The organism is Kaistia sp. UC242_56 (genome assembly GCF_044452255.1).
Classification (GTDB): domain Bacteria; phylum Pseudomonadota; class Alphaproteobacteria; order Rhizobiales; family Kaistiaceae; genus Kaistia; species Kaistia defluvii_A.
The window spans coordinates 3,323,333-3,344,175 of sequence record NZ_JBIOAN010000002.1 but is presented as its reverse complement, the minus strand read 5'-3'; the positions used below and the strand labels follow the sequence as shown (position 1 = coordinate 3,344,175).

Genomic DNA, 20,843 nt, shown 5'->3' with positions numbered 1-20,843 from the left:
ACCTCTCCCTCAGGGAGAGGTGAGAGGGGAGCTTCGCCCCCGACCTACCGCCCCTGCCGCGCGCGGCGGCGTTCGCGGTGCATGATGTAGACGCCGCTGGCGATCACGATCATCGCGCCGAACACCATGACCGGGTCGACATGCGTGCCGAACAGCAGCGCGCCGTAGATGATCGCCCACAGGATCATCGAATATTGCATCGGCGCGATCACCGAGGCCGGTGCCAGCGACAGGGATTTCGCCACGAAGAACTGCGCGCTGCCCATGAGCAGGCCGGTGCAGGCGAACAGCGCCATGTCCGGCAGGGTCGGCAGGCGGAAGGTCGCGATCATGCCGGGCAGGCCGACCGTGATCAGGCCCGTGACCACCGCGAGCACCATGACGGCGTGCTGCTCCTCGCGCGCGATCCGTCGCATCACCAGCACGGTGAACGAGCCGAGGAATGCGCCGGCCAGCGCGGCCGCATGACCGGCATTCAGCGTCTCGAAGCCCGGGCGCACCATGATCAGGATGCCGAGGAAGCCGACCAGGACCGCGCCCCAGCGATGCAGCCCCACCTTTTCGCCGAGGATCGGGATCGACAGCAGTGTGACGAAGAGCGGCGTGCAGAAGGCGATCGAATAGCTCTCCGCCAAAGGCAGCTGCGAGAAGCTGTAGAAGCCGAACACCGTGGCGCTGCCGGCGAGCAGGGCGCGCAGCAGGACCAGTCGCGGGTGGCGGATGCGCAGCGCGCGAAAGCGGGTTGTGCGCAGGATCATGACGGTGAGCGGGATCAGCGCGAACAGCGCCTGGGTGACGATGATCTGGAACACCGAGTAGCGGGCGGTGAGCAGCTTCACCAGCGCGTCGCTGGTGGCGAACATGATGTTCCCCGACAGCGCCATCAGGATGCCGGCGACGACGCGTTCGGTCTGGTCATTGGAGGCCGGAAGGACGACGGTCATCGGAACGCCCCCCGATGCGACAGCGTAGACGAGCGCACGTCGGGAAAGACGCAGCGCTTCTCGGCAAGGATGGACACGTCGGCCTCGGCGGTGGCGGGGTGACAGACCGGCTGGCGAGACTCACCAGCCATGGTTGCACCCCGATGCAAGACCTGCCGTGTGACGGAATCAAGGTGAATTCGCGCTGAATCGCGGCCAGTATGATGATGTTATGATGTTGTTGGCCGCCTGTGGCGGAAAAGCCCCGGCGAAGCGGTATCCGCCGCATTGGCGGGGGCGTCGCAAGCGGTCAGTATGGCCGCGCACGAATCGAAGGGGCACCCATGCATTCGAACAAGCGAATTCTCGTCACCGGCGGCGCAGGCTTTCTCGGCTCGCATCTTTGCGAGCGGCTGCTGGCCCGCGGCGACGAGGTGCTCTGCGCCGATAATTTCTTCACCGGCTCGCGCCGCAACGTCGAGCACCTGATCGGCCACAAGCGCTTCGAGCTGATGCGCCATGACGTGACCTTTCCGCTCTATGTCGAGGTCGACGAGATCTACAATCTCGCCTGTCCGGCCTCGCCGGTGCACTACCAGCACGATCCCGTGGCGACGACCAAGGTCAGCGTGCATGGCGCGATCAACATGCTGGGCCTCGCCAAGCGCGTGAAGGCGAAGATCCTGCAGGCCTCGACTTCCGAGGTCTATGGCGACCCCTCCGTGCATCCGCAGACCGAGGACTACTGGGGCAACGTTAACCCGATCGGCATCCGCTCCTGCTATGACGAGGGTAAGCGCTGCGCCGAGACGCTGTTCTTCGATTACTGGCGCCAGCATCAGCTGCGCATCAAGGTGATGCGGATCTTCAACACCTACGGTCCCCGCATGCATCCGAATGACGGCCGCGTGGTGTCCAATTTCATCGTCCAGGCGCTGCGGGGGGACGACATCACGATCTATGGCGAGGGCGGGCAGACGCGCTCCTTCTGCTATGTCGACGACCTGATCGACGGCATGATCCGCCTGATGGATACGCCGGACGACGTCACGGGACCGATCAACATCGGCAACCCGAACGAGTTTACGATCCGCCAATTGGCCGAGCGGGTCATCGCCCTGACCGGCTCGACGTCGAAGCTGGTGTTCAAGCCGCTCCCCTCCGATGATCCGCGCCAGCGCAAGCCGGATATCGGCCTGGCGCAGCGCACGCTCGGCTGGCAGCCGACGATCGAGCTGGATGAGGGCCTGCGCCACACGATCGGCTATTTTGACCAGCTGATGAAGGACGACGCGGCATGAGTGCGGCCTTCGAGGTCGCCGAGCGCATCGAAGCCGACAGCGTCTGGATTGCCGAGCTGGCGCTTTGCCAGGTGCGGCTGATGGATGATCGCCGCTTTCCCTGGCTGCTGCTTCTGCCGCGCAAGCCCGGGCTGGAGGAGTGGACCGAGCTCGACGATGCCGAACTGGCCACGCTCTCGGTCGAAATCAAGCAGGCCGGTGCGGCGCTCGGGGCGGTTTCCACCTTCGACAAGCTGAATGTCGGCGCGCTTGGCAACATCGTGCGGCAGATGCATGTGCATGTCATCGGCCGCACGGTCGGCGACGCCGCCTGGCCCGGTCCGGTCTGGGGGCAGGGGACGCGCGAGCCCTATGGCGCGGCGGAGCGCGATGCCCTCGCGTGCAGGTTGCAGGCGCATTTCGCGCCTTCGCGTTAACCGTGATTTCCGGCGCCGGCGTGTGACGGCGCCGGCCGCAAGCGCAGCGTGCGCCTGCGCTTTTCCCTGTTGATCCTATGCCGCAGTGCGAGATTAACGGCCCTTAACGTTCTCCTGGTAACGCGTTGTTAACCATGCTCGACCGAGGTTGGGCATTGAGGCCCAGGGCTGTTCGCAGCCGGGCTGATCGGCTGTCGCAGCCGGCTGGGTTCCGTTCAGGCCGGACATTGCAATTGCTGGCGCACAGGGGACGATCGATGCGGCGAATTCTCAGAAACCGGGTCAACCAGCGGCGCTCCGCGGCGTCCGGTTTCGCTCGGGGATATTTCGCCCGATGACCCTGGCTGTCGCCCGCACCTCCTTCCAGTGGATCGGCTGCGCTCTGGCGCTGGTAAGCCTCGCGGCTTGCGGCAGCATTGGCGGCCGTCCCATCGAATCGGGCTCGATCGCCACCAGCGTGCCGATCGAGAAGGCCTATATCGACATGCCGCCCGGCGGTCCCGGCGTGGTTGGCGTGATCGAGCGCCGCTTCGCCAATTCGACCACCCAGGAAATCATTCTCTCCAACCGCTCGCACACGCCCGGCCAGAATATGGTGACGGCGACGCTGTTCGGGCCGGTGAAGTCGGTGACCGGGCCGGAGAACGTCCAGGCCAATCCGGCCATCAGCCTCAGCGCGATCGGCGCCGAGATGCGCCAGGTGCTTCCCGGCGTGCCGATGCGCGTGTCGCCCTATTTCGCCCAAAGCCGCTACGGCTCTTTCGGCTATGCCATGGGCGGCTCGGCGCAGGGCGATACCTGCATCTATGCCTGGCAGCGCATCCGCACCCCCGATCTCGATTCGAACTTCACGATCGGGCAGGGCACGATCACGCTTCGCCTGCGCCTCTGCGAGCCGAACACCACCGAGGCCAACCTCCTCGCCGTGATGACGGGCATGACGATCAGTTCCTACTTCATGGCCGCCAACTGGAATCCCTATGGCGGCGCGCCGCCGATCCCCGCCGATCTCGGCAAGCTCGGAACCACCGTGCTGCCGACCGCGCAGGTGACACCGCAACTGGCGCCGGAGCCGGCTCCGGTGGCCGCGCCGGCGCGCCGCGTCGTGCGGAAGGCGGCGCCCGTCGAGGCTGCCCCGGTGGCGGCCGACGTGCCGGCGCCGGATGCCGCCGCCGGTCGATTTGAAGACTACGCCGCCGTCCCGCCCCCCCAACTCTGAGCCCATGACATGACGTGCCGCGCCAAGGCGCTTTTCGGTGACAGAGCAGGCCCCCGGGCCCGCGAGACGGCAAGGGCGGTCCGGTCGGCAACGACAGGCCGCCTTTTGCGGTCCCCGTCGCAGCTTGTGCATCGGGTCGAGTTTTCCGGGTCCTGGCCCGAGCATGAAGCAAGGAACGCTTGATGGGACGCATCGGCATCGCGCTGCTCTGGGCCGTCGCGGCGATCGTGATGGCCTTCCTCATCACGCTCCCGATCAGCCTGCAGGCCCACCTGATCGCCGGCACCGCGGTGCTGGGCGCCATGGTCGTTCTGAAGACCTTCACGAGCGGCGGCGTCTGGCGCCAGATCGCGCTCGCGCTCGGTACCTCGATCGTCCTGCGCTATGCCTATTGGCGCACGACCAGCACGCTGCCGCCGATCAACGAGCTGCAGAACTTCATTCCCGGCTTCCTCGTCTACATCTGCGAAATGTACAGCATTTTCATGCTGTTCCTGAGCTTGTTCGTTGTGATGCTTCCGCATCCGTCGCGCAACCTGAAGATCTCGTCCTCCGACCCGGACCTGCCGACGGTCGACGTGTTCGTGCCGACCTATAACGAAGAACCCGAGCTGCTGGCGACGACGCTCGCCGCCGCCAAGGCGATGGACTATCCGGCCGACAAGCTCACGGTCTGGCTGCTCGATGATGGCGGCACGGTGCAGAAGCGCAATGCCGAGAACATGCAGGCGGCCCAGGAGGCCGAGGAGCGCTACATCACGCTGCAGAAGCTGGCCGAGGACATGGGCTGCCGCTACCTGACGCGCGAGCGCAACGTCCACGCCAAGGCCGGCAACATGAACAACGGCCTGCAGGTCGCCACCGGCGAGCTCGTCGTGGTGTTCGACGCCGACCATGCGCCAGCGCGCGACTTCCTGCTCTACACTGTCGGCTACTTCAAGGAAGATCCCAAGCTCTTCCTCGTCCAGTCGCCGCACTTCTTCCTCAACCCCGATCCGGTCGAACGCAACCTGCGCACCTTCGAGACGATGCCGTCCGAGAACGAGATGTTCTACGGCATCATCCAGCGCGGCCTCGACAAGTGGGATGCCTCGTTCTTCTGCGGTTCGGCCGCGGTGCTGCGCCGCGCGGCGCTCGACCAGACCGGCGGTTTCTCCGGCGTCTCGATCACCGAGGACGCCGAGACGGCCCTGGAGCTGCATGCGAGCGGCTGGCATAGCGTCTATGTCGACCGTCCGCTGATCGCCGGCCTGCAGCCCGCGACCTTCGCTTCCTTCATCGGCCAGCGCAGCCGCTGGGGCCAGGGCATGTACCAGATCCTGCGGTTCCGCTTTCCGCCCGGCAAGCGCGGCCTCTCGATCCCGCAGCGCCTTTGCTACATGTCCAGCACGCTGTTCTGGTTCTTCCCGATCACGCGCTGGATCTTCCTGCTCGCGCCTCTCTGCTACCTCTTCTTCAATCTCGAGATCTTCACGGCCTCGGCAGGCGAATTCGTCGCCTACAGCGCGACCTACATGGTCGTGAACCTGATGATGCAGAACTACCTCTATGGCCGCTTCCGCTGGCCGTGGATCTCGGAGCTCTATGAGTATGTGCAGTCGGTCTACCTGCTGCCGGCGCTGGTCTCGGTCATCCTCAATCCCAGCAAGCCGACCTTCAAGGTGACGTCGAAGAGCGAGTCGCTCGACACCGCCCGCGTCTCGGAGCTGTCGCGGCCGTTCTTCATCATCTTCGCCGTGCTGGTGCTCGCCGTGTTCATGACCGCCTGGCGCGTTATCAACGAGCCCTGGAAGGCCGACGTCGCCCTGGTGGTGGGCGGCTGGAACCTGCTCAACCTGGTCATCGCCGGCTGCGCGCTCGGCGTCGTTTCGGAGCGCCGGGAAAACCGGGGCAGCCGCCGCGTCGACGTGAAGCGCCGTTGCGAGATCCTGGTGGGCGACAAGGTCTTCCCGGCGACGATCGAGGATGCCTCGGTCGGCGGCGCGCGGATCAACATGGGCAATGTGAAGGTTCCGGAGATCAGCCGCGACCTCTATTGCGACGTCCGCTTCAAGACCAACGTGCCGATCCCTACCGAGGCCATGCCTATCAGCGTGCGCAGCATGACCCGGACGCCGGACGGCGTGATGCTCGGCGTGCGCTATGAGCCGACCATCGCCGACCACTACAAGCTGATCTCCGACCTGGTGTTCGCGAGCTCGGATCTCTGGACCAAGTTCCAGTGGTCGCGCCGCACCAATATCGGCATCCTGCGCGGCACCATCTGGTTCCTCAGCCTGTCGATCTACCAGACCGGGCGCGGGCTCGGCTACTTCATGAAGTCTTTCCGCCGTTCGACGCCGGAGACGGCCGCTGTCTCCGCGACCGCTGGAAAGCCGAACTCATGAAAGCGCTGATCCGCACCAGCCTCGCCGTCTCCCTGCTTGGCACGAGCGCGCTCTGGGCAATAGCTCAGAGCCCGTCGCCCTTCGACATGTCCGGCGAGCGGGCGGCGGATCCCGCGCCGACCGCGATCCCGTCGGCCCCCGCAACCGGCACCCGGCCGGCAGCGCCCTTCCAGTTCGAGCCCGCGCCGCCCGCCGTTGCTCCGGCACCGGTCGTCGTGCCGACGCAGCCGCCGGTCGTGGCGCCCGTGCAGGCGCCGATCGCCGCTCCGGTTCAGCCGCCCGTAACAGCTCAGCCTCCGGCTCCTGCGCCCGCACCTGCACCTATCCGGCAGATCCCGGTGGCCCCGGCTGTCGAGCCCGAGCCGGTCGAGCCTCTCATCACGGCGCCTGTCGCGCCGCCGGCAACGGCTCCCGAGTCGATGGCAGCCCCGCAGGCCGAGCCGGCGCTGCCGGCCAATCTCGACCGGCGCTATATCGTGCCGTTCCCGACGATGCGTCTCGAAGGCGAAATGGACCAGCGCACCTGGGCCATCTATCTGACCGCCGATCAGGCAAGCCAGGCCGCGCGCCTCGACGTCTCGTTCAAGAGCGCCATCGTCGTGATGCCGGAGGCGTCGCGCCTGCGCGTTTCGATCAACAACGAGCCGGTGCTGGAAACGGCGTTGTCGTCGTCGGAATCCTTCCGCGACGCGCTGGCCATGGTGCCGCCCGGTCTCTTGCAGGCCGGCGCCAATACGATCCGATTGCAGGTCGCGCAGCGCCACCGGACGGATTGCAGCGTGCCGTCGACCTACGAACTCTGGACCGAGATCGATCCTTCCGCCACGACGCTGACCTTCGCGCGCGGCGACGCGCCGCGCAGCCTGCGCGGCATGGACGACCTGCCGGCGGTCGGCTTCAACGGCAAGGGCGTCACCTCGATCCACGTCATCGCCCCGGGCAGCAACCAGGTTACGATCGCGCCGCATCTGCTGAAGCTTGTTCAGACCCTCGCGCTGGCCGGCAACTATCCCAATCCCGTCGTCACCGTGTCCGATGGAATCACCGCGCCCGACGCTGATGGCTCGCTCACCGTCGTCCTGGGCGTCGCCAGCGAGATCAACTCGATCCTGACCAACACCCCGGCAGATGCCAGCACGCGGCCGATCGTCGGCTTCGTCGACGATGCCAGGCTCGGTTCCTCCGTGCTCGTCGTCTCCGGCGGCAACTGGAGCCAGATCGGCTCGGCCATCGACTCGATGGCCTCGAACGTCGATCGTCCGGCGAACGTGGTGCGAACGACGATCAACACCGCGCCCTGGATGGCGCCAGACGTCCGCTTCCTGACGGGCAGCGACAGCTTCCGCATCGCAGATGCCGGCGCGGGCACGCAGGAGTTCGCCGGCCGCCGCTTCCGCACCGAATTCGCGGTCGGCGTGCCCTCCGACTTCTATGCCCAGGCCTATGGCGAAGCGACGATTCTGCTCGACGCCGCCTATACCTCGGCGGTGCGACCGGCGAGCCATATCGACATCTATGTGAACGACCAGATCGCGGCGACGACGCGCATCACCCGCCAGCAGGGCGGCATCTTTCGCCAGTTCCCGATCCAGGTCCCGCTTCGCCACTTCAAGCCGGGCGTCAATCGGATCGCGATCAATGCGATGCTCGACACGGCCGAGGACGCGGCTTGCGCGCCGGGCGGCTCCACCGCCGGCGGACAACGCTTCGTGCTGTTCGACACCACCACATTCGTCATGCCGACCTTTGCCCGCATCGGCAGGCTCCCAAATCTCGCGGCCTTCGCCGGCACGGCGTTCCCGTATAACCGGGCCGCCGAGCCGAGCGCCTTTGTGATGGGCCGCACCGATCCGAGCATCTATTCCGCCGCCGCCAGCCTGGTGGCGCGCATGGCGCTCCAGGCCGGGCGTATCGTTCCGCTGGCGCCGGCCCCGGCGACCGGCGTCGGCGACCGCTCCGCGATCTTCGTGGGCACGGCGGCGCAGATGCCGGCCAATGTCCTGAGCCAGGTCCGCGTGGCGGAAAGCATCCGCACCGGCTGGCGCGACGAGACGGGCGCGGGCAATCGCGTCGTCCCGGCCGCGACCGCTGCCGGATTCGAGGCGCTCGACGGCGCGCTGCGCCGCCCGGGCGCCGAAGTGAGCCAGGCGCCGTTGGCGAAGACCGAAACCGAGAATACCGACGCAACCTTCAATCGCTGGCGCAACGAAGTCGGCGGCGGCGGCATTCAGGGCCAGATGGCCGGGGTCGAAGGCTGGCTGCAGCGCAATTTCGATATCTCGTTCTCGACCTTTCGGCTGCGCAACGCCGAGATGCCGGCCTATGAGCCGCAGCCGAAGACGACGCTGATCGTAGCCCAGCAGGCGAGCCCGAATGGCGGCGGCACCTGGACTGTCGTGACGGCACCGTCGGAAGACACCCTCATCTCGGGCATCCAGGCGATCTCCGGCATCCAGCGCTGGCCGGAACTGAGCGGCCCGCTCACCACCTATTCCGCCACCACCGACAGGATCGAGAGCCGGCCGCTCACCAATTTCGAGTTCGTGCCGACCCAGCCGGTCTCCGTCATCAACCTGCGCCTGATCGCCGCCAACTGGCTCTCCAGCAACATCGTGTTCTACGCGCTCGCCCTGGTCGGTCTCTGCATCATCCTCGGCGTCGTGACAACGGGGCTGCTGCGTCGCCTGGGGAGACGCTCGTGATCCGCGCCTTCCTCCGATCCGCAGCCCTGGCCGGCCTGGTCGCGGCCGGCCTGGCGTCAATGGCGGTCGCCGCCGATGGGGTACAGCTCGCCATGCGGGGAACCGTCTCGGCCACCGACTGGCGCGCCTATAGCGACCGATTCGTCGCCCCCACGGGCCGGGTCATCGACGATGGCAATGGCGGCATCAGCCATAGCGAAGGGCAGGGCTACGGGCTGCTGCTGGCGTTTGCGGCGGACGACCGCGCCAGCTTCGAACGGATCTGGAGCTTCACCCGCACCGAACTGATGCTGCGCGACGACGGCCTCGCCGTATGGAGTTGGCAACCGACCGCGCCGCATGTGCGCGACATCAACAATGCCAGCGATGGCGACCTGCTGATCGCCTATGCGCTCGCCGAGGCCGGCTGGGGCTGGAACGTGCCGGCCTATGTCGAGGCGGCGACGGCGATCGCCACGGTCCTCGGCACCAAGACCGTGGTCGACGATCTCGGCCGCGTGCTGATCCTGCCGGGCGTCGAAGGCTTCAGCCGCGCGGCACGTCCCGACGGGCCGGTGATCAATCTTTCGTACTGGATCTTCGAAGCGCTTCCCGTGATGGCGCAACTGGCGCCGGCAACCGATTGGCAGGGCTTGGCGAAATCGGGGATGACGCTGGCGCAGCAGGCGCAGTTCGGCGTCGAGAAGCTGCCGACCGACTGGATCTCGGTCAAGGACGAGCAGGTTGTGCCGGCCGCCGGTTTCGATCCGGTCTTCGGCTATAACGCCATCCGCATTCCGCTCTACCTGATGCGCGCCGGCATCACCAATCCCGCGCTGCTCGATCCCTACGCGAAGGCATGGCTCGGGACCGGCAAGCTTGGTCCCGCCATCATCAATGTGAAAACCAATGCGATCGAGAGCCCGCTGAACGAGCCCGGCTATCGCATCCTCGGCGCGGCGCTGGCCTGCGTGCGCGACGGGACGCCGGTGCCGGCCGACCTCAAGAGCTTCGCGCCGACGCTCTACTTCCCGTCGACGCTCCATCTTCTCTCTCTGTCCTTTCTGACGGAAAGGCACGCGGAATGCCTGTGAAGCAGCAGCTCCTCATCCTCGGTACGCTCGCCGTCATCGGACTCGAGGGCGCGTATATCCTCGACCAGACCCTTTCGCCGGCAGAAGCCGGGGTCGAGACCCACCAGGCATCGGCCCAGCGTCCGCCCGTCTTCGGTAATTTCCTGACTTCGGGCAGCGCGAACCGCCCCGCTTCGGAACGCCGCTTCGCCCAGGGGGAGGCTGCCCCCGCCGCCGCGCCGGCACCCGCCGTGCCAGCACCAGCTCCGGTAGCGGCACCCGCGGCTCCCGCTCCGGCGGCCAGTGGCCCCGTCGTCGACGAGACCGCCCTGCGCTATTTCGCCCGCCAGGGCGACGACCGCCGGCTGCAGGCGGAGATCGCCCGGCTGCGCGCGCTGTATCCCGATTGGACCCCGCCGGATGATTTCTCCGCGCCGGCGCCGATCGCCGACGCCGTGCTCGACCAGATGTGGAAGCTCTATGGCGACGGCCAGTATGCCGCCGTGCGCGCTGCCATCGCTGCCCGGCTGGTGCGCGAGCCGCAATGGCAGGCGCCGCCCGACCTGCTGGCCCGCCTCGAGATCGGCGAGCAGCGCGAAAGGCTGGTCAACGCTTCGAACGCGCAGCAGTGGAACACCGTCGTCTCGATCGCCGCCGCGACGCCGACGCTGCTCACCTGCGCCGATGTCGACGTGCTCTGGCGCGTCGCCGAGGCGTTCGGCAAATCGTCGCGCACGGGCCGCGCCCGCGATGTTGGCACCTATATCCTGACCAATTGCCAGGATCCGAAGGAACGCCTTGCCACCATCCAGAAGGCCATGGGTTATCTGGACGATGCCGAACTGGCCGATCTGCTGAAGCTGGAGCGCATCGGTGCGGACGGGCAGGGCGAGTTCGCCCCGGTCAAGAACGATCTGGCCCGCCGTCGCCTCGCTGCCGGCGCCAAGGATCCGAGCCTCACCGTCGCGCCGGAGGATATCGCGCTCGTCGAGCGGCTGGTGCGCGAAGGCACCGGTCCGGACGATGCCGTGCTGCTCGGCTCCTACTGGTTCCAGCACAACGATCCGACCCGCGCCGCGCAATGGTTCGAGCTCGCCAAGGGCCGCGCCGACAACGCCGAAATCGCACGCGGCTATGCCTATGTGCTGAACGCGCTGAAGCGTCCGGCCGAGGCGGAAGAAGCCGCCTACAAGTGGCGCGATGCCAGCAAGGAAAACACCGACGCCTATCTCGTCGTCGCGACCGCCATGCTGTCGGTCGACCCGCCGGTGAAGATGGACCGCGAGGTCCTGACCCGCACCGCCAAGGCGATCAGCGACGCGAAATATGCGCCCGGCGCGCAGGAGTTCGGCTGGTACGCCTACAAGATAGGCCAGACCGCCATCGCCGCCCGCTGGTTCGAGACGGCGCTGTCGCTGATGCCGGAGGACGAGCCGTCCGCCTATGGCCTCGCGCTCGCCAACCAGAAGCTCAAGGACAAGGCCGGCTTCGACAAGATCGTTCGCGAATGGAGCGCCCGTTCGCCGCGCATCGCGGCGCTTGCCGATCCGAAGGCGCGTCGCAACCTCGTGCCCGCCGCCGAATCGCTTCCCGGCCCCGATGGCGAGACCGTCGCGCCGGCGCGGGCTGCCCGCGTCGAGGCTGTCGATGACGAAGAAATGGAGCCCGAGCCCGTTGCAAGACCGGTTCGCCGCCAGGCAGCGCCCCGCACCGCCGAGCCTTCCGTCGCCCGTGCGCCGCAGCGCAGCGCCGCCAGGGGCGGTGGCCGCTCCTGCACCGGAGAAGTGCGGCCGGCCCTGCTGTCGTCCATGAGCGCGCTCACCCGGGGTTGGTGTCTGATGGAGCTGAACCGTCCGATCGAGGCGGCCGATGCCTTCGACATGGCGCTTCGCACCAGCTATGGCCAGGTCGCGCAGGACGCCGCCTATGGCAAGACGCTCGCCTATCTGCGCGCCGGCCTCACAGATCAGGCCGCGGCTTCCGCCGCCCAGACCTCGCAGGCCGTGCCGCGGGCGATCGAACTGAAGACGGAGATCCTGACCCAGCGCGCCATCGGTTCCTACAATGACGGCCGCTATGTCGAGACCCTGCTGATGCTCGACGAACGCTCGCGGATCGCGCCGGAACAGAACGACCTGATGATGATGCGGGGCTGGTCCTATTTCCACCTTCGCCGCTGGAACGACGCCAAGACGATCTTCGTCGCCGTCGCCGGCACGGGTTCGCGCGAGGCGCAGCGCGCGCTCGCCACGCTGGCCCAGGAAATGAAGCCGAAGTGAGTTGCACGCGACGCCCGGGCGTCGCGTGAATCACGTTGCTCAGCGCATGACGCAGCCCTTGGGATATCCGACGCGCTTGCAATAGACGACGCGGGGCGCCGGCCGCGCGACGCAGCCCTTCACATACACCCCGTTCTGGCAGTAGACGACGGCCCCTGGGCGGACGACAGGCGCCGGACGCACGACGCAGCCGACCGGATAGCCGACGCGCTTGCAATAGACCACGGCCTCGGCCGGCGTGGGATGCACCAACAGCAGGCCCAATCCGCCGAGGCTCGCGAGCCCGGCGGCCAACAAGGCGAGCTTCCACGGCTTGAAGGTGGATGATTTCGTCTGCATGTTTCCCTCCCTGGTTGACGAGGGAGAACACGCCGCCCTCTCGTCACGGGTTACCATGCGGAAGGCGGGGCCATTTCAAACTTTCTCGTGATCCGGATCGGCGCCAAGGTGTCGTCCGGGCCGCGCCGCAGCATCGGGAGAGACGGATGAGCGAGGCCTTTCTCTTGGACGGGCCGGAAGACGCGCGGGCGACGATCCTGCTGGCGCATGGTGCGGGCGCGCCGATGGATTCGGCGTCGATGACGGCGGCGGCCAGGGCGCTGGCGGCGGCAGGCCTGCGCGTCGCGCGCTTCGAATTCGCCTATATGGCCGAACGACGGGACGGGACCGGGCGGAAGCCGCCGCCGCGCGCCGACAAGCTGATGCCGGAGTACCGCGCGGCGATCGCGTCGCTTGGCGCCACCACGCCGTTGGTGATCGGCGGCAAGTCGATGGGCGGCCGCGTCGCCAGCATGATCGCCGATGAATATTTCGCCAGGGGAGAGATCGCAGGGCTGCTGTGCCTCGGCTACCCCTTTCATCCGCCGGCGAAGCCCGAGCAATTGCGCACGGCGCATCTGCTCGGGCTCCGGACGCCAACCCTGATCTGCCAGGGCACGCGCGACCCGTTCGGGACCAGCGAGGAAGTCGCCGGCTATGCGCTGTCGCCTGCCATCGAGATCCGCTGGCTTGAGGATGGCGACCATGACCTGAAGCCTCGCAAGAGCGTGACGGGTGTTTCGGCCGCCGATGCCTTGAAGGCGATGGCGGAGGACATTGGGCTCTGGATCGACCGGCTGCTGGCGGGCTCGCCGGCGCCCTGAGGGGCCCGCGCCCATTGCCTCGCCATGCCAATGTCTTCCAAGGTGGGCCGGTTGAGTCCCCGCATCCGACAAAGGTTCTTCAGATGGCGCTGAACATTCTCTTCATCGGTGGTACCGGCCAGATATCCTATCCCTGTGTCGAGCGTGCCGTGGCGCAGGGGCACCAGGTCAGCGTCTTCAATCGCGGCAAGCGCGAAAGCGCGCTGCCCCAGGGCGTCCAATCGATCGTCGGCGACCTCGCCGGGCCGGAATACGCCGGGCTCGCCGAAAGGAATTTCGACGTCGTCTGCCAGTTCATCGCGTTCACGCCGGATCAGGTGGAGCGGGATATCGAGATCTTCACCGGCCATTGCGGACAATACGTCTTCATCTCGTCGGCCTCGGTCTATGAAAAGCCGGCCCGGCATTACGTGATCACCGAGGCGACGCCGGCGATCAATCCCTACTGGCCCTATAGCCAGGCCAAGATCGAGTGCGAAAAGCGGCTGCAGAATTCGCAGGGTCTGGCCTGGACCATCGTGCGCCCCAGCCATACGGTTCGCACCGGCCTGCCGATCATGATCGGCGACAGCGATATCATGGCGCGCCGCATGCTAGACGGCGAACCGACCATCGTGGCCGGTGACGGCCATACGCCGTGGACGCTGACCCGCTCGGTCGATTTCGCGGTGCCGTTTGTCGGCCTGTTCGGCAAGGAAGCGTCGCTCAACGACATCTTCCACATTACCAGCGACCGCGCCCATATCTGGGACGACATCCAGAAGACCATCGCCCGCATGCTCGGCGTCGAGGCGAAGATCGTGCATGTCCCGACCGATACGCTGGTCCGCTACAATCCTGAATGGATCGGGCCGCTGACCGGAGACAAGGCCTGGACGGCGATCTTCGACAATTCGAAGGTCAAGCGCGTGGCCGGCGATTTCCAGTGCGCCGAAAGCCTGGAGGAAATCCTAGCCGAGCCGATCCGCCACCTGCAGCAGCGCCTGGCGAAGCAGCGGCCGCCCAAGGGAGACTTCGACGTCCTGGTAGACCGCATCTGCCGCGAGCAGTCGGCGCTGGGCTAGGTCCGGGGCAACATTGGTGCAGTGCCCTGCGGAGCCTCGGAGGAGGGCCGGTGTCGACGGGCGCATATGTCAGGGAAGATGGTGCCGGATGAGGGGATTGAACCCCCGACCTTCGGTTTACAAAACCGCTGCTCTACCGCTGAGCTAATCCGGCACGGAGACGGGTGTAGTGAGGACCGCCCCCGCCGGTCAAGCGCGGATCGTGCAGTTTTCCGCAATCCGCTGCATTTCGCGTTTCGGCTTCGACGGCGGTGCCGCCAGGGCGGGACGGACGAATCACGCGGGACCACGAGGCCCGCGTGATTCGACAGAGCTTAAGCCGTCGCCGTTTCGAGGTGGCGGTGGGCGAGGTAGAGCGACAGCACGGCCGCGTTGGAGACGTTGAGGCTCTTGATCGCGCCGGGCATATCGAGGCGGGCGACGATGTCGCAGCGATCGCGGGTCAGCCGGCGCAGGCCCTTGCCCTCGGCGCCGAGCACCAAGGCGATCTTGTCGCCGCGAATGCCTTCTTCCAGCGGAACCGTGCCCTCGCTGTCGAGGCCGACGCAGGAATAGCCCATGTCGCGCAGGTCGGTGAGGGCGGTGGCGAGATTCGGCACCTCGATCATCGCGATATTTTCGAGCGCGCCCGAGGCGGACTTGGCGAGAACGCCGGTCTCGGCCGGGGCGTGACGGCCGGTGGTGATCAGCGCATCCGCGCCGAACGCGACGGCGGACCGGAGAATGGCGCCGACATTATGGGGATCCGTCACCTGGTCGAGCACGACGACGAGGCGGGCATCGCCCAGCGCATCGAGATCGAGCGGTTCGAGCGGCGCGACTTCCACCGCGGCGCCCTGGTGCACGGCGTCCGAGCCGAGCAGCCGGTCGAGGTCGCGCGGCGAGGTGTCCTTGAGGTCGCCGGGGAGAGTCGCCCCTTCCTCGACAAGCCGGCTGGCTGCGTTCTGCGTCGCCAGCAGCTGCAGCACCTTGCGGCGCGGATTGCCAAGCACGGCCGCGACGGCATGAATGCCATATATCCACAGCTGATCCGGACGGCGTTCGGCTGGGGCGTTGGAGGCGAAGCGGCGGGGTCCATTGTGGCCGGGCTTGCCCTTGCCACCGCGGAAATGCCCGGGTTGCCGCTGCGATTTGCTCTGTTTGTTTTCGTCGGTCATGCCCCGCTTATACGAGGGGCGAGCCAAACCGGCAATCGAACTGCGCGGCCGTTTTCCAGCCATGCACGGAACGCGGGATAGTTGGTTGGTTAGGCGTTGACAGGGCAAGGTCTGCCCGTCATAAGGGCGCTCATCGGCGGGGCAGCAATGGCTGCTTCCGACGGTAAAGCCTGAACGATGACGCTCTGCCGAAGTGATTTGGAGGAGTGCCCGAGTGGTTAAAGGGGACGGACTGTAAATCCGTTGACTTAGTCTACGTTGGTTCGAATCCAACCTCCTCCACCATTTCGACGGAACGTTAGCGTGCGGGTGTAGCTCAATGGTAGAGCAGCAGCCTTCCAAGCTGAATACGAGGGTTCGATTCCCTTCACCCGCTCCATCAACTGAGCCTTGCGCTACTTGCGCGGTTTGAACGCGGTGCGCAGCAGGTTGATGGTGCAGTTCGAGCCGTCCGGCTCGTAGGAACGAGACGACAGGAAGCGACGTCGATGGCAAAAGAGAAATTCCAGCGCAACAAGCCGCATTGCAACATTGGCACGATCGGCCACGTGGATCACGGCAAGACGTCGTTGACCGCGGCCATCACCAAGGTTCTTGCAAAGACCGGTGGCGCTACGTTCAAGGCTTATGATCAGATCGACGCTGCTCCCGAGGAGCGCGCTCGCGGCATCACGATTTCGACGGCACACGTCGAGTACGAGACGCAGAACCGCCACTACGCCCACGTCGATTGCCCCGGCCACGCCGATTATGTGAAGAACATGATCACCGGCGCAGCCCAGATGGATGGCGCGATCCTGGTCGTGTCTGCCGCTGACGGCCCGATGCCCCAGACGCGCGAGCACATCCTGCTCGCTCGTCAGGTCGGCGTTCCCGCCCTCGTCGTGTTCCTGAACAAGTGCGACCTGGTCGACGATCCGGAGCTTCTGGAGCTCGTCGAGCTCGAAGTTCGCGAACTGCTGTCGTCCTACGACTTCCCGGGCGACGACATTCCGATCATCAAGGGTTCGGCCGTTGTTGCGCTCAATGATGGCGACGCCAAGCTGGGCGAAGATGCGATCCTCGAGCTGATGACCGCCGTCGACACCTACATCCCGCAGCCGGAGCGTCCGGTTGACCTGCCGTTCCTGATGCCGATCGAAGACGTGTTCTCGATCTCGGGCCGCGGCACGGTCGTGACCGGCCGCGTCGAGCGCGGTATCGTCAAGGTTGGCGAGGAAGTCGAGATCGTCGGCATCCGTCCGACCGTCAAGTCGACCTGCACCGGCGTCGAGATGTTCCGTAAGCTGCTCGATCAGGGCCAGGCTGGCGACAACATCGGTGCTCTGCTTCGCGGTATCGACCGTGAAGGCGTCGAGCGCGGCCAGATCCTCTGCAAGCCCGGTTCCGTGACGCCGCATACGGTGTTCAAGGCCGAGGCCTACATCCTGACCAAGGAAGAGGGTGGCCGTCACACGCCGTTCTTCACCAACTACCGTCCGCAGTTCTACTTCCGCACGACCGACGTGACGGGCGTGGTGACGCTGCCGGAAGGCGTCGAGATGGTGATGCCGGGCGACAACATCTCGGTGGATGTCGAGCTGATCGTGCCGATCGCCATGGAAGAAAAGCTTCGCTTCGCCATCCGTGAAGGCGGTCGTACCGTCGGCGCAGGCGTCGTCGCCAGCATCATTAAGTGATGCAAGCCCGGCGCGGGTCTGCTAAGTAGCAGGAACGTCGTCGGAAGGTTTTGAGAAGGGCTGGAAACAGGCCTTCTCTCCGGTAGGGGTATAGCTCAGCTGGTAGAGCGACGGTCTCCAAAACCGTAGGTCGTAGGTTCGAATCCTACTGCCCCTGCCAATTTACTACTTGAGGAATCGATTGATCGGTTCTATGTAACGCTTCCCAGCGGGGTGCGCAGACAGACGTCCGCGCGCCCGCAAGCCGTGAGCGGGTAATGGCCACCAAAACTAATCCATTTACGTTCCTCCAGCAGGTTCGCACGGAGGTATCGAAGGTCGTATGGCCGTCTCGTCGCGAAACCGCGATCACGACAGTCATGGTCTTCGTTATGGCCGTGCTTGCGAGCCTGTTCTTCACCATTGCCGATTTCGGTCTGAGCTGGGGCGTCTCGTTCCTGCTCGGTCTCGGCCGATAGGCGGAGGACAGTTCATTGGATAAACGCTGGTATATTGTCCACGCCTATTCGAACTTCGAAAAGAAGGTCGCGGAGTCAATCCGCGAGCAGGCGGGCCAGCGTGGCCTCGCCGATCTTTTCGACGAGATCCTGGTTCCGACCGAGAAGGTCGTCGAGGTTCGCCGCGGTCGCAAGATCGATGCCGAGCGCAAATTTTTCCCGGGTTACGTACTCGTGAAGATGGCGCTGACCGATGACGCCTATCATCTGATCAAGAACACGCCGAAGGTGACGGGCTTCCTTGGCTCCGACAATCGGCCGATGCCGATCTCGGAAGCCGAAGCCAACCGCATCATTCATCAGGTGCAGGAAGGCGTGGAGCGGCCGAAGCCGTCTGTCAGTTTCGAAGTCGGCGAGCAGGTCCGCGTTTCGGACGGCCCGTTTGCTTCGTTCAATGGCCTTGTCGAGGAAGTCGACGAGGTTCGCGCCCGGCTCAAGGTCGCCGTGTCGATTTTCGGGCGCGCCACTCCGGTGGAGCTCGAATACGGTCAGGTCGAAAAGCTCTGATCGTTTGGGCGTGGGAGGATGCGGCGCTCGCCAAGTGTCGCCATCCGCACCACGCCATTCCTGCCATCTGAGGCTGGCAATTGGCCGATGTGATGTCGGCCTACCTCGTCGGCGGGTTGCCGGCATGGGAAAGGAATAAAAATGGCAAAGAAAGTTGCAGGCTACCTGAAGCTTCAGGTCAAGGCCGGCTCGGCGACCCCGTCGCCGCCGATCGGTCCCGCGCTCGGTCAGCGCGGCATCAACATCATGGAATTCTGCAAGTCGTTCAACGCGCAGACCCAGGAAATGGAAAAGGGCTCCCCGGTACCGGTGGTCATCACCTACTACCAGGACAAGTCCTTCACTTTCGTGATGAAGACGCCGCCGGTGAGCTTCCTTCTGAAGAAGGCCGCTGGCCTTGCCAAGGGCGCAACGACGCCGGGCAAGGGCGCCGTCGCCGGTTCGGTCACGCACGCCCAGTGCGTCGAGATCGCGACGAAGAAGCTCAAGGATCTGAACGCCGAGGATATCGAAGCGGCGGCTCGGATGATCGAAGGTTCCGCCCGGTCTATGGGCCTTGAGGTGGTTGCCTGATCATGGCTCAGCACGGTAAGCGCGTTATCAACGCCCGCGAGGGCATCGACCGCAACAAGCTCTATCCGATCAGCGTCGCAGTGGCGCTCATCAAGGATCGCGCCAATGCGAAGTTCGACGAGACGATTGAGGTCGCCCTCAATCTCGGCGTCGATCCCCGCCATGCAGACCAGATGGTCCGCGGCGTCTGCAACCTCCCGAACGGCTCCGGCCGTAAGGTCCGCGTCGCGGTTTTCGCACGCGGCGCCAAGGCTGAAGAAGCCAAGGCAGCGGGTGCGGACATCGTCGGCGCCGAGGATCTGCTCGAGATCGTTCAGGGCGGCACGATCGATTTCGATCGCTGCATCGCGACCCCGGACATGATGCCGCTGGTCGGCCGTCTCGGTAAGGTGCTCGGCCCGCGCGGCCTGATGCCGAACCCGAAGGTCGGTTCGGTCACCATGGACGTCGCAACGGCTGTTGCCGGCGCCAAGGGCGGCTCGGTCGAGTTCCGCGTCGAGAAGGCTGGTATCATCCATGCCGGCATCGGCAAGGCGAGCTTCGACACCGAGAAGCTGGTCCAGAACATCAAGGCTTTCGTGGACGCCGTCCAGAAGGCACGCCCGACGGGCGCGAAGGGCACGTACCTTCAGAAGGTTGCCGTTTCCTCGACCATGGGCCCCGGCGTCCATGTCGATCCGGCCACCGCGCTCGGCGCGTAAGGCTCAAGAATCTCCGCCCGGTCTTCCGGGCGGCAAGATGGCCGGCGGAGGGTTCGCTCTCCGCCCGGTCCAATACCTGTCCGAGACTGCAGGGGCCGGCTTGCCGGCTTAATCTCCTGCATAGACGGGGGGAAGATGGATTTTCGGCGCAAGCCGCTTATCAGTTCGAACCTCTTTGACCCGAAGCTCGCAAGAGTGGCTGGGGGACAGGCACGCAGCGCCGCGATCGGACATCTGGTCGCGGCATACGTAACCGGTGGTAAGGACCGAAAGGTCACCCGCCTATCTGGAGAGAGGCAAGTGGAAAGAGCGGAAAAACGCGAACTTGTCTCGACGATGAACGAGGTCTTCCAGGAGGCCAATGTCGTCGTCGTGGCACACTATGCCGGCCTCACCGTCGCCGAGCTCACCGCCCTTCGTGGCAAGGCTCGCGTGGCAGGGGTCAGCGTAAAGGTCGCTAAGAACCGCCTCGTCAAGCTCGCCCTTCAAGGCACTGAGTCTGCTCACATTGCGGACCTGTTCACAGGTCCGACGATCGTCGCTTATTCGAACGATCCGGTAGCAGCTCCCAAGGTCGTGTCCGATTTCGCCAAGACGAATGACAAGCTCGTCATTCTCGGCGGCGCGATGGGCAAGACCAATCTGGATCCGAACGGCGTCAAGGCTCTTGCCACGCTGCCGTCGCTGGATGAACTGCGCGGTAAGTTGGTCGGCCTGCTTCAGGCACCGGCCACCAGGATCGCGACTGTCGTCAGCGCACCCGCGGCGCAGCTTGCCCGCGTGTTCGGCGCCTATGCCAAGAAGGATGAAGCGGCGTAGGCCGTTCTCTCATTCAAACGAAGTTCGAACTGACAGGAATATAAAATGGCTGATCTTGCAAAGATTGTGGACGATCTGTCCGCCCTGACCGTGCTCGAGGCTGCTGAGCTCTCCAAGCTTCTCGAAGAGAAGTGGGGCGTTTCGGCTGCTGCTCCGGTCGCTGCTGCTGCCGCTGCTGCCGCTCCGGCCGCCGCTGTGGAAGAGAAGACCGAGTTCGACGTCATCCTCGTTGAGGCCGGCGCGAACAAGATCAACGTGATCAAGGAAGTCCGCGCGATCACCGCTCTTGGCCTCAAAGAAGCCAAGGACCTGGTCGAAGCAGCTCCGAAGGCCGTCAAGGAAGGCGTCTCGAAGGACGAGGCTGCCAAGCTCAAGACGCAGCTTGAGGGCGCAGGCGCCAAGGTCGACGTCAAGTAAGTCGATTG

19 protein-coding genes and 4 tRNA genes are annotated in these 20,843 nt (G+C 65.5%); 19 read left to right on the top strand and 4 right to left on the bottom strand.

The features are described 5' to 3' along the window. Window positions 1-44: 44 nt before the first annotated feature. Window positions 45-944 (bottom strand): DMT family transporter, encoded by a 900-nt coding sequence (locus ACHMWQ_RS18450; protein ID WP_354550072.1) that lies wholly within the window; start codon window positions 942-944, stop codon window positions 45-47. Between the two features lie 323 nt (window positions 945-1,267). Between ACHMWQ_RS18450 and ACHMWQ_RS18445 the strand changes: the two genes are divergently transcribed. The 7 genes from ACHMWQ_RS18445 to ACHMWQ_RS18415 all read left to right on the top strand — a co-directional run bounded on the left by ACHMWQ_RS18445 (window position 1,268) and on the right by ACHMWQ_RS18415 (window position 12,279). After that, the gene (locus ACHMWQ_RS18445) at window positions 1,268-2,224 is read left to right on the top strand and encodes a UDP-glucuronic acid decarboxylase family protein (protein WP_266334785.1); all 957 of its coding nucleotides are present in this window, start codon (window positions 1,268-1,270) and stop codon (window positions 2,222-2,224) included. Continuing rightward, window positions 2,221-2,640: an HIT domain-containing protein gene (locus ACHMWQ_RS18440; RefSeq protein WP_396308568.1), complete on the top strand. Its 420-nt coding sequence runs from the start codon at window positions 2,221-2,223 to the stop codon at window positions 2,638-2,640. The genes ACHMWQ_RS18445 and ACHMWQ_RS18440 overlap by 4 nt, the downstream gene beginning before the upstream one ends. A gap of 334 nt (window positions 2,641-2,974) precedes the next feature. Beyond that, window positions 2,975-3,859, top strand: a complete 885-nt coding sequence (gene bcsN / locus ACHMWQ_RS18435; protein ID WP_396308567.1) for a cellulose biosynthesis protein BcsN — start codon at window positions 2,975-2,977, stop codon at window positions 3,857-3,859. A gap of 182 nt (window positions 3,860-4,041) precedes the next feature. Then, window positions 4,042-6,246 carry a UDP-forming cellulose synthase catalytic subunit gene (gene bcsA / locus ACHMWQ_RS18430; RefSeq protein WP_396308566.1) on the top strand — a complete coding sequence of 735 codons (2,205 nt, stop codon included), beginning with the start codon at window positions 4,042-4,044 and terminating at the stop codon, window positions 6,244-6,246. After that, on the top strand, window positions 6,243-8,948 hold the full coding sequence (locus ACHMWQ_RS18425; RefSeq protein ID WP_396308565.1) for a cellulose biosynthesis cyclic di-GMP-binding regulatory protein BcsB: 2,706 nt from the start codon (window positions 6,243-6,245) through the stop codon (window positions 8,946-8,948). The genes bcsA and ACHMWQ_RS18425 overlap by 4 nt, the downstream gene beginning before the upstream one ends. 59 nt (window positions 8,949-9,007) lie before the next feature. After that, on the top strand, window positions 9,008-10,021 hold the full coding sequence (locus ACHMWQ_RS18420) for a glycosyl hydrolase family 8 (RefSeq protein WP_396309480.1): 1,014 nt from the start codon (window positions 9,008-9,010) through the stop codon (window positions 10,019-10,021). Then, window positions 10,012-12,279, top strand: coding sequence for a tetratricopeptide repeat protein (locus tag ACHMWQ_RS18415; RefSeq protein ID WP_396308564.1), 2,268 nt, complete (start codon window positions 10,012-10,014; stop codon window positions 12,277-12,279). Before ACHMWQ_RS18420 ends, ACHMWQ_RS18415 begins: the two co-directional genes overlap by 10 nt. 39 nt (window positions 12,280-12,318) lie before the next feature. On the opposite strand, the gene ACHMWQ_RS18410 is transcribed toward ACHMWQ_RS18415, so the two are convergent. Further along, window positions 12,319-12,618, bottom strand: coding sequence for a hypothetical protein (locus tag ACHMWQ_RS18410; protein ID WP_354550056.1), 300 nt, complete (start codon window positions 12,616-12,618; stop codon window positions 12,319-12,321). 146 nt (window positions 12,619-12,764) lie between these two features. On the opposite strand from ACHMWQ_RS18410, the gene ACHMWQ_RS18405 reads away from it, so the two are divergent. Further along, the gene (locus ACHMWQ_RS18405) at window positions 12,765-13,421 is read left to right on the top strand and encodes an alpha/beta family hydrolase (protein WP_396308563.1); all 657 of its coding nucleotides are present in this window, start codon (window positions 12,765-12,767) and stop codon (window positions 13,419-13,421) included. An 83-nt stretch (window positions 13,422-13,504) separates the two neighbouring features. Next, the gene (locus tag ACHMWQ_RS18400; RefSeq protein ID WP_396308562.1) at window positions 13,505-14,485 is read left to right on the top strand and encodes an SDR family oxidoreductase; all 981 of its coding nucleotides are present in this window, start codon (window positions 13,505-13,507) and stop codon (window positions 14,483-14,485) included. A gap of 79 nt (window positions 14,486-14,564) precedes the next feature. Here the strand turns inward: ACHMWQ_RS18400 and ACHMWQ_RS18395 are convergent. Both ACHMWQ_RS18395 and ACHMWQ_RS18390 read right to left on the bottom strand, forming a co-directional pair. Next, window positions 14,565-14,639: transfer RNA gene (locus ACHMWQ_RS18395), tRNA-Thr, on the bottom strand. A gap of 160 nt (window positions 14,640-14,799) precedes the next feature. Then, window positions 14,800-15,642 carry a TrmH family RNA methyltransferase gene (locus ACHMWQ_RS18390; RefSeq protein ID WP_396308561.1) on the bottom strand — a complete coding sequence of 281 codons (843 nt, stop codon included), beginning with the start codon at window positions 15,640-15,642 and terminating at the stop codon, window positions 14,800-14,802. Window positions 15,643-15,842: 200 nt separating this feature from the next. Here ACHMWQ_RS18390 and ACHMWQ_RS18385 point away from each other — a divergent pair. The 10 genes from ACHMWQ_RS18385 (at window position 15,843) to rplL (ending at window position 20,835) form a co-directional block, all read left to right on the top strand. After that, a tRNA-Tyr gene (locus ACHMWQ_RS18385) sits at window positions 15,843-15,927 on the top strand. 20 nt (window positions 15,928-15,947) lie between these two features. Continuing rightward, window positions 15,948-16,021: transfer RNA gene (locus tag ACHMWQ_RS18380), tRNA-Gly, on the top strand. Window positions 16,022-16,130: 109 nt separating this feature from the next. After that, window positions 16,131-17,321 carry an elongation factor Tu gene (gene tuf, locus ACHMWQ_RS18375; RefSeq protein ID WP_354550048.1) on the top strand — a complete coding sequence of 397 codons (1,191 nt, stop codon included), beginning with the start codon at window positions 16,131-16,133 and terminating at the stop codon, window positions 17,319-17,321. Window positions 17,322-17,405: 84 nt separating this feature from the next. Continuing rightward, window positions 17,406-17,481: transfer RNA gene (locus tag ACHMWQ_RS18370), tRNA-Trp, on the top strand. A 97-nt stretch (window positions 17,482-17,578) separates the two neighbouring features. Then, window positions 17,579-17,779 carry a preprotein translocase subunit SecE gene (secE, locus tag ACHMWQ_RS18365; RefSeq protein ID WP_266334978.1) on the top strand — a complete coding sequence of 67 codons (201 nt, stop codon included), beginning with the start codon at window positions 17,579-17,581 and terminating at the stop codon, window positions 17,777-17,779. Between the two features lie 15 nt (window positions 17,780-17,794). Further along, the gene (nusG, locus tag ACHMWQ_RS18360; protein WP_266334976.1) at window positions 17,795-18,325 is read left to right on the top strand and encodes a transcription termination/antitermination protein NusG; all 531 of its coding nucleotides are present in this window, start codon (window positions 17,795-17,797) and stop codon (window positions 18,323-18,325) included. A gap of 141 nt (window positions 18,326-18,466) precedes the next feature. Continuing rightward, window positions 18,467-18,898: a 50S ribosomal protein L11 gene (gene rplK, locus ACHMWQ_RS18355; protein ID WP_396308560.1), complete on the top strand. Its 432-nt coding sequence runs from the start codon at window positions 18,467-18,469 to the stop codon at window positions 18,896-18,898. A gap of 2 nt (window positions 18,899-18,900) precedes the next feature. After that, window positions 18,901-19,599: a 50S ribosomal protein L1 gene (gene rplA / locus ACHMWQ_RS18350; protein WP_354550044.1), complete on the top strand. Its 699-nt coding sequence runs from the start codon at window positions 18,901-18,903 to the stop codon at window positions 19,597-19,599. A gap of 300 nt (window positions 19,600-19,899) precedes the next feature. Continuing rightward, on the top strand, window positions 19,900-20,418 hold the full coding sequence (gene rplJ / locus ACHMWQ_RS18345; protein ID WP_396309479.1) for a 50S ribosomal protein L10: 519 nt from the start codon (window positions 19,900-19,902) through the stop codon (window positions 20,416-20,418). 45 nt (window positions 20,419-20,463) lie between these two features. After that, complete coding sequence (gene rplL / locus ACHMWQ_RS18340) at window positions 20,464-20,835, top strand: 50S ribosomal protein L7/L12 (RefSeq protein WP_354550042.1); 372 nt, start codon at window positions 20,464-20,466, stop codon at window positions 20,833-20,835. Window positions 20,836-20,843: the final 8 nt, after the last annotated feature.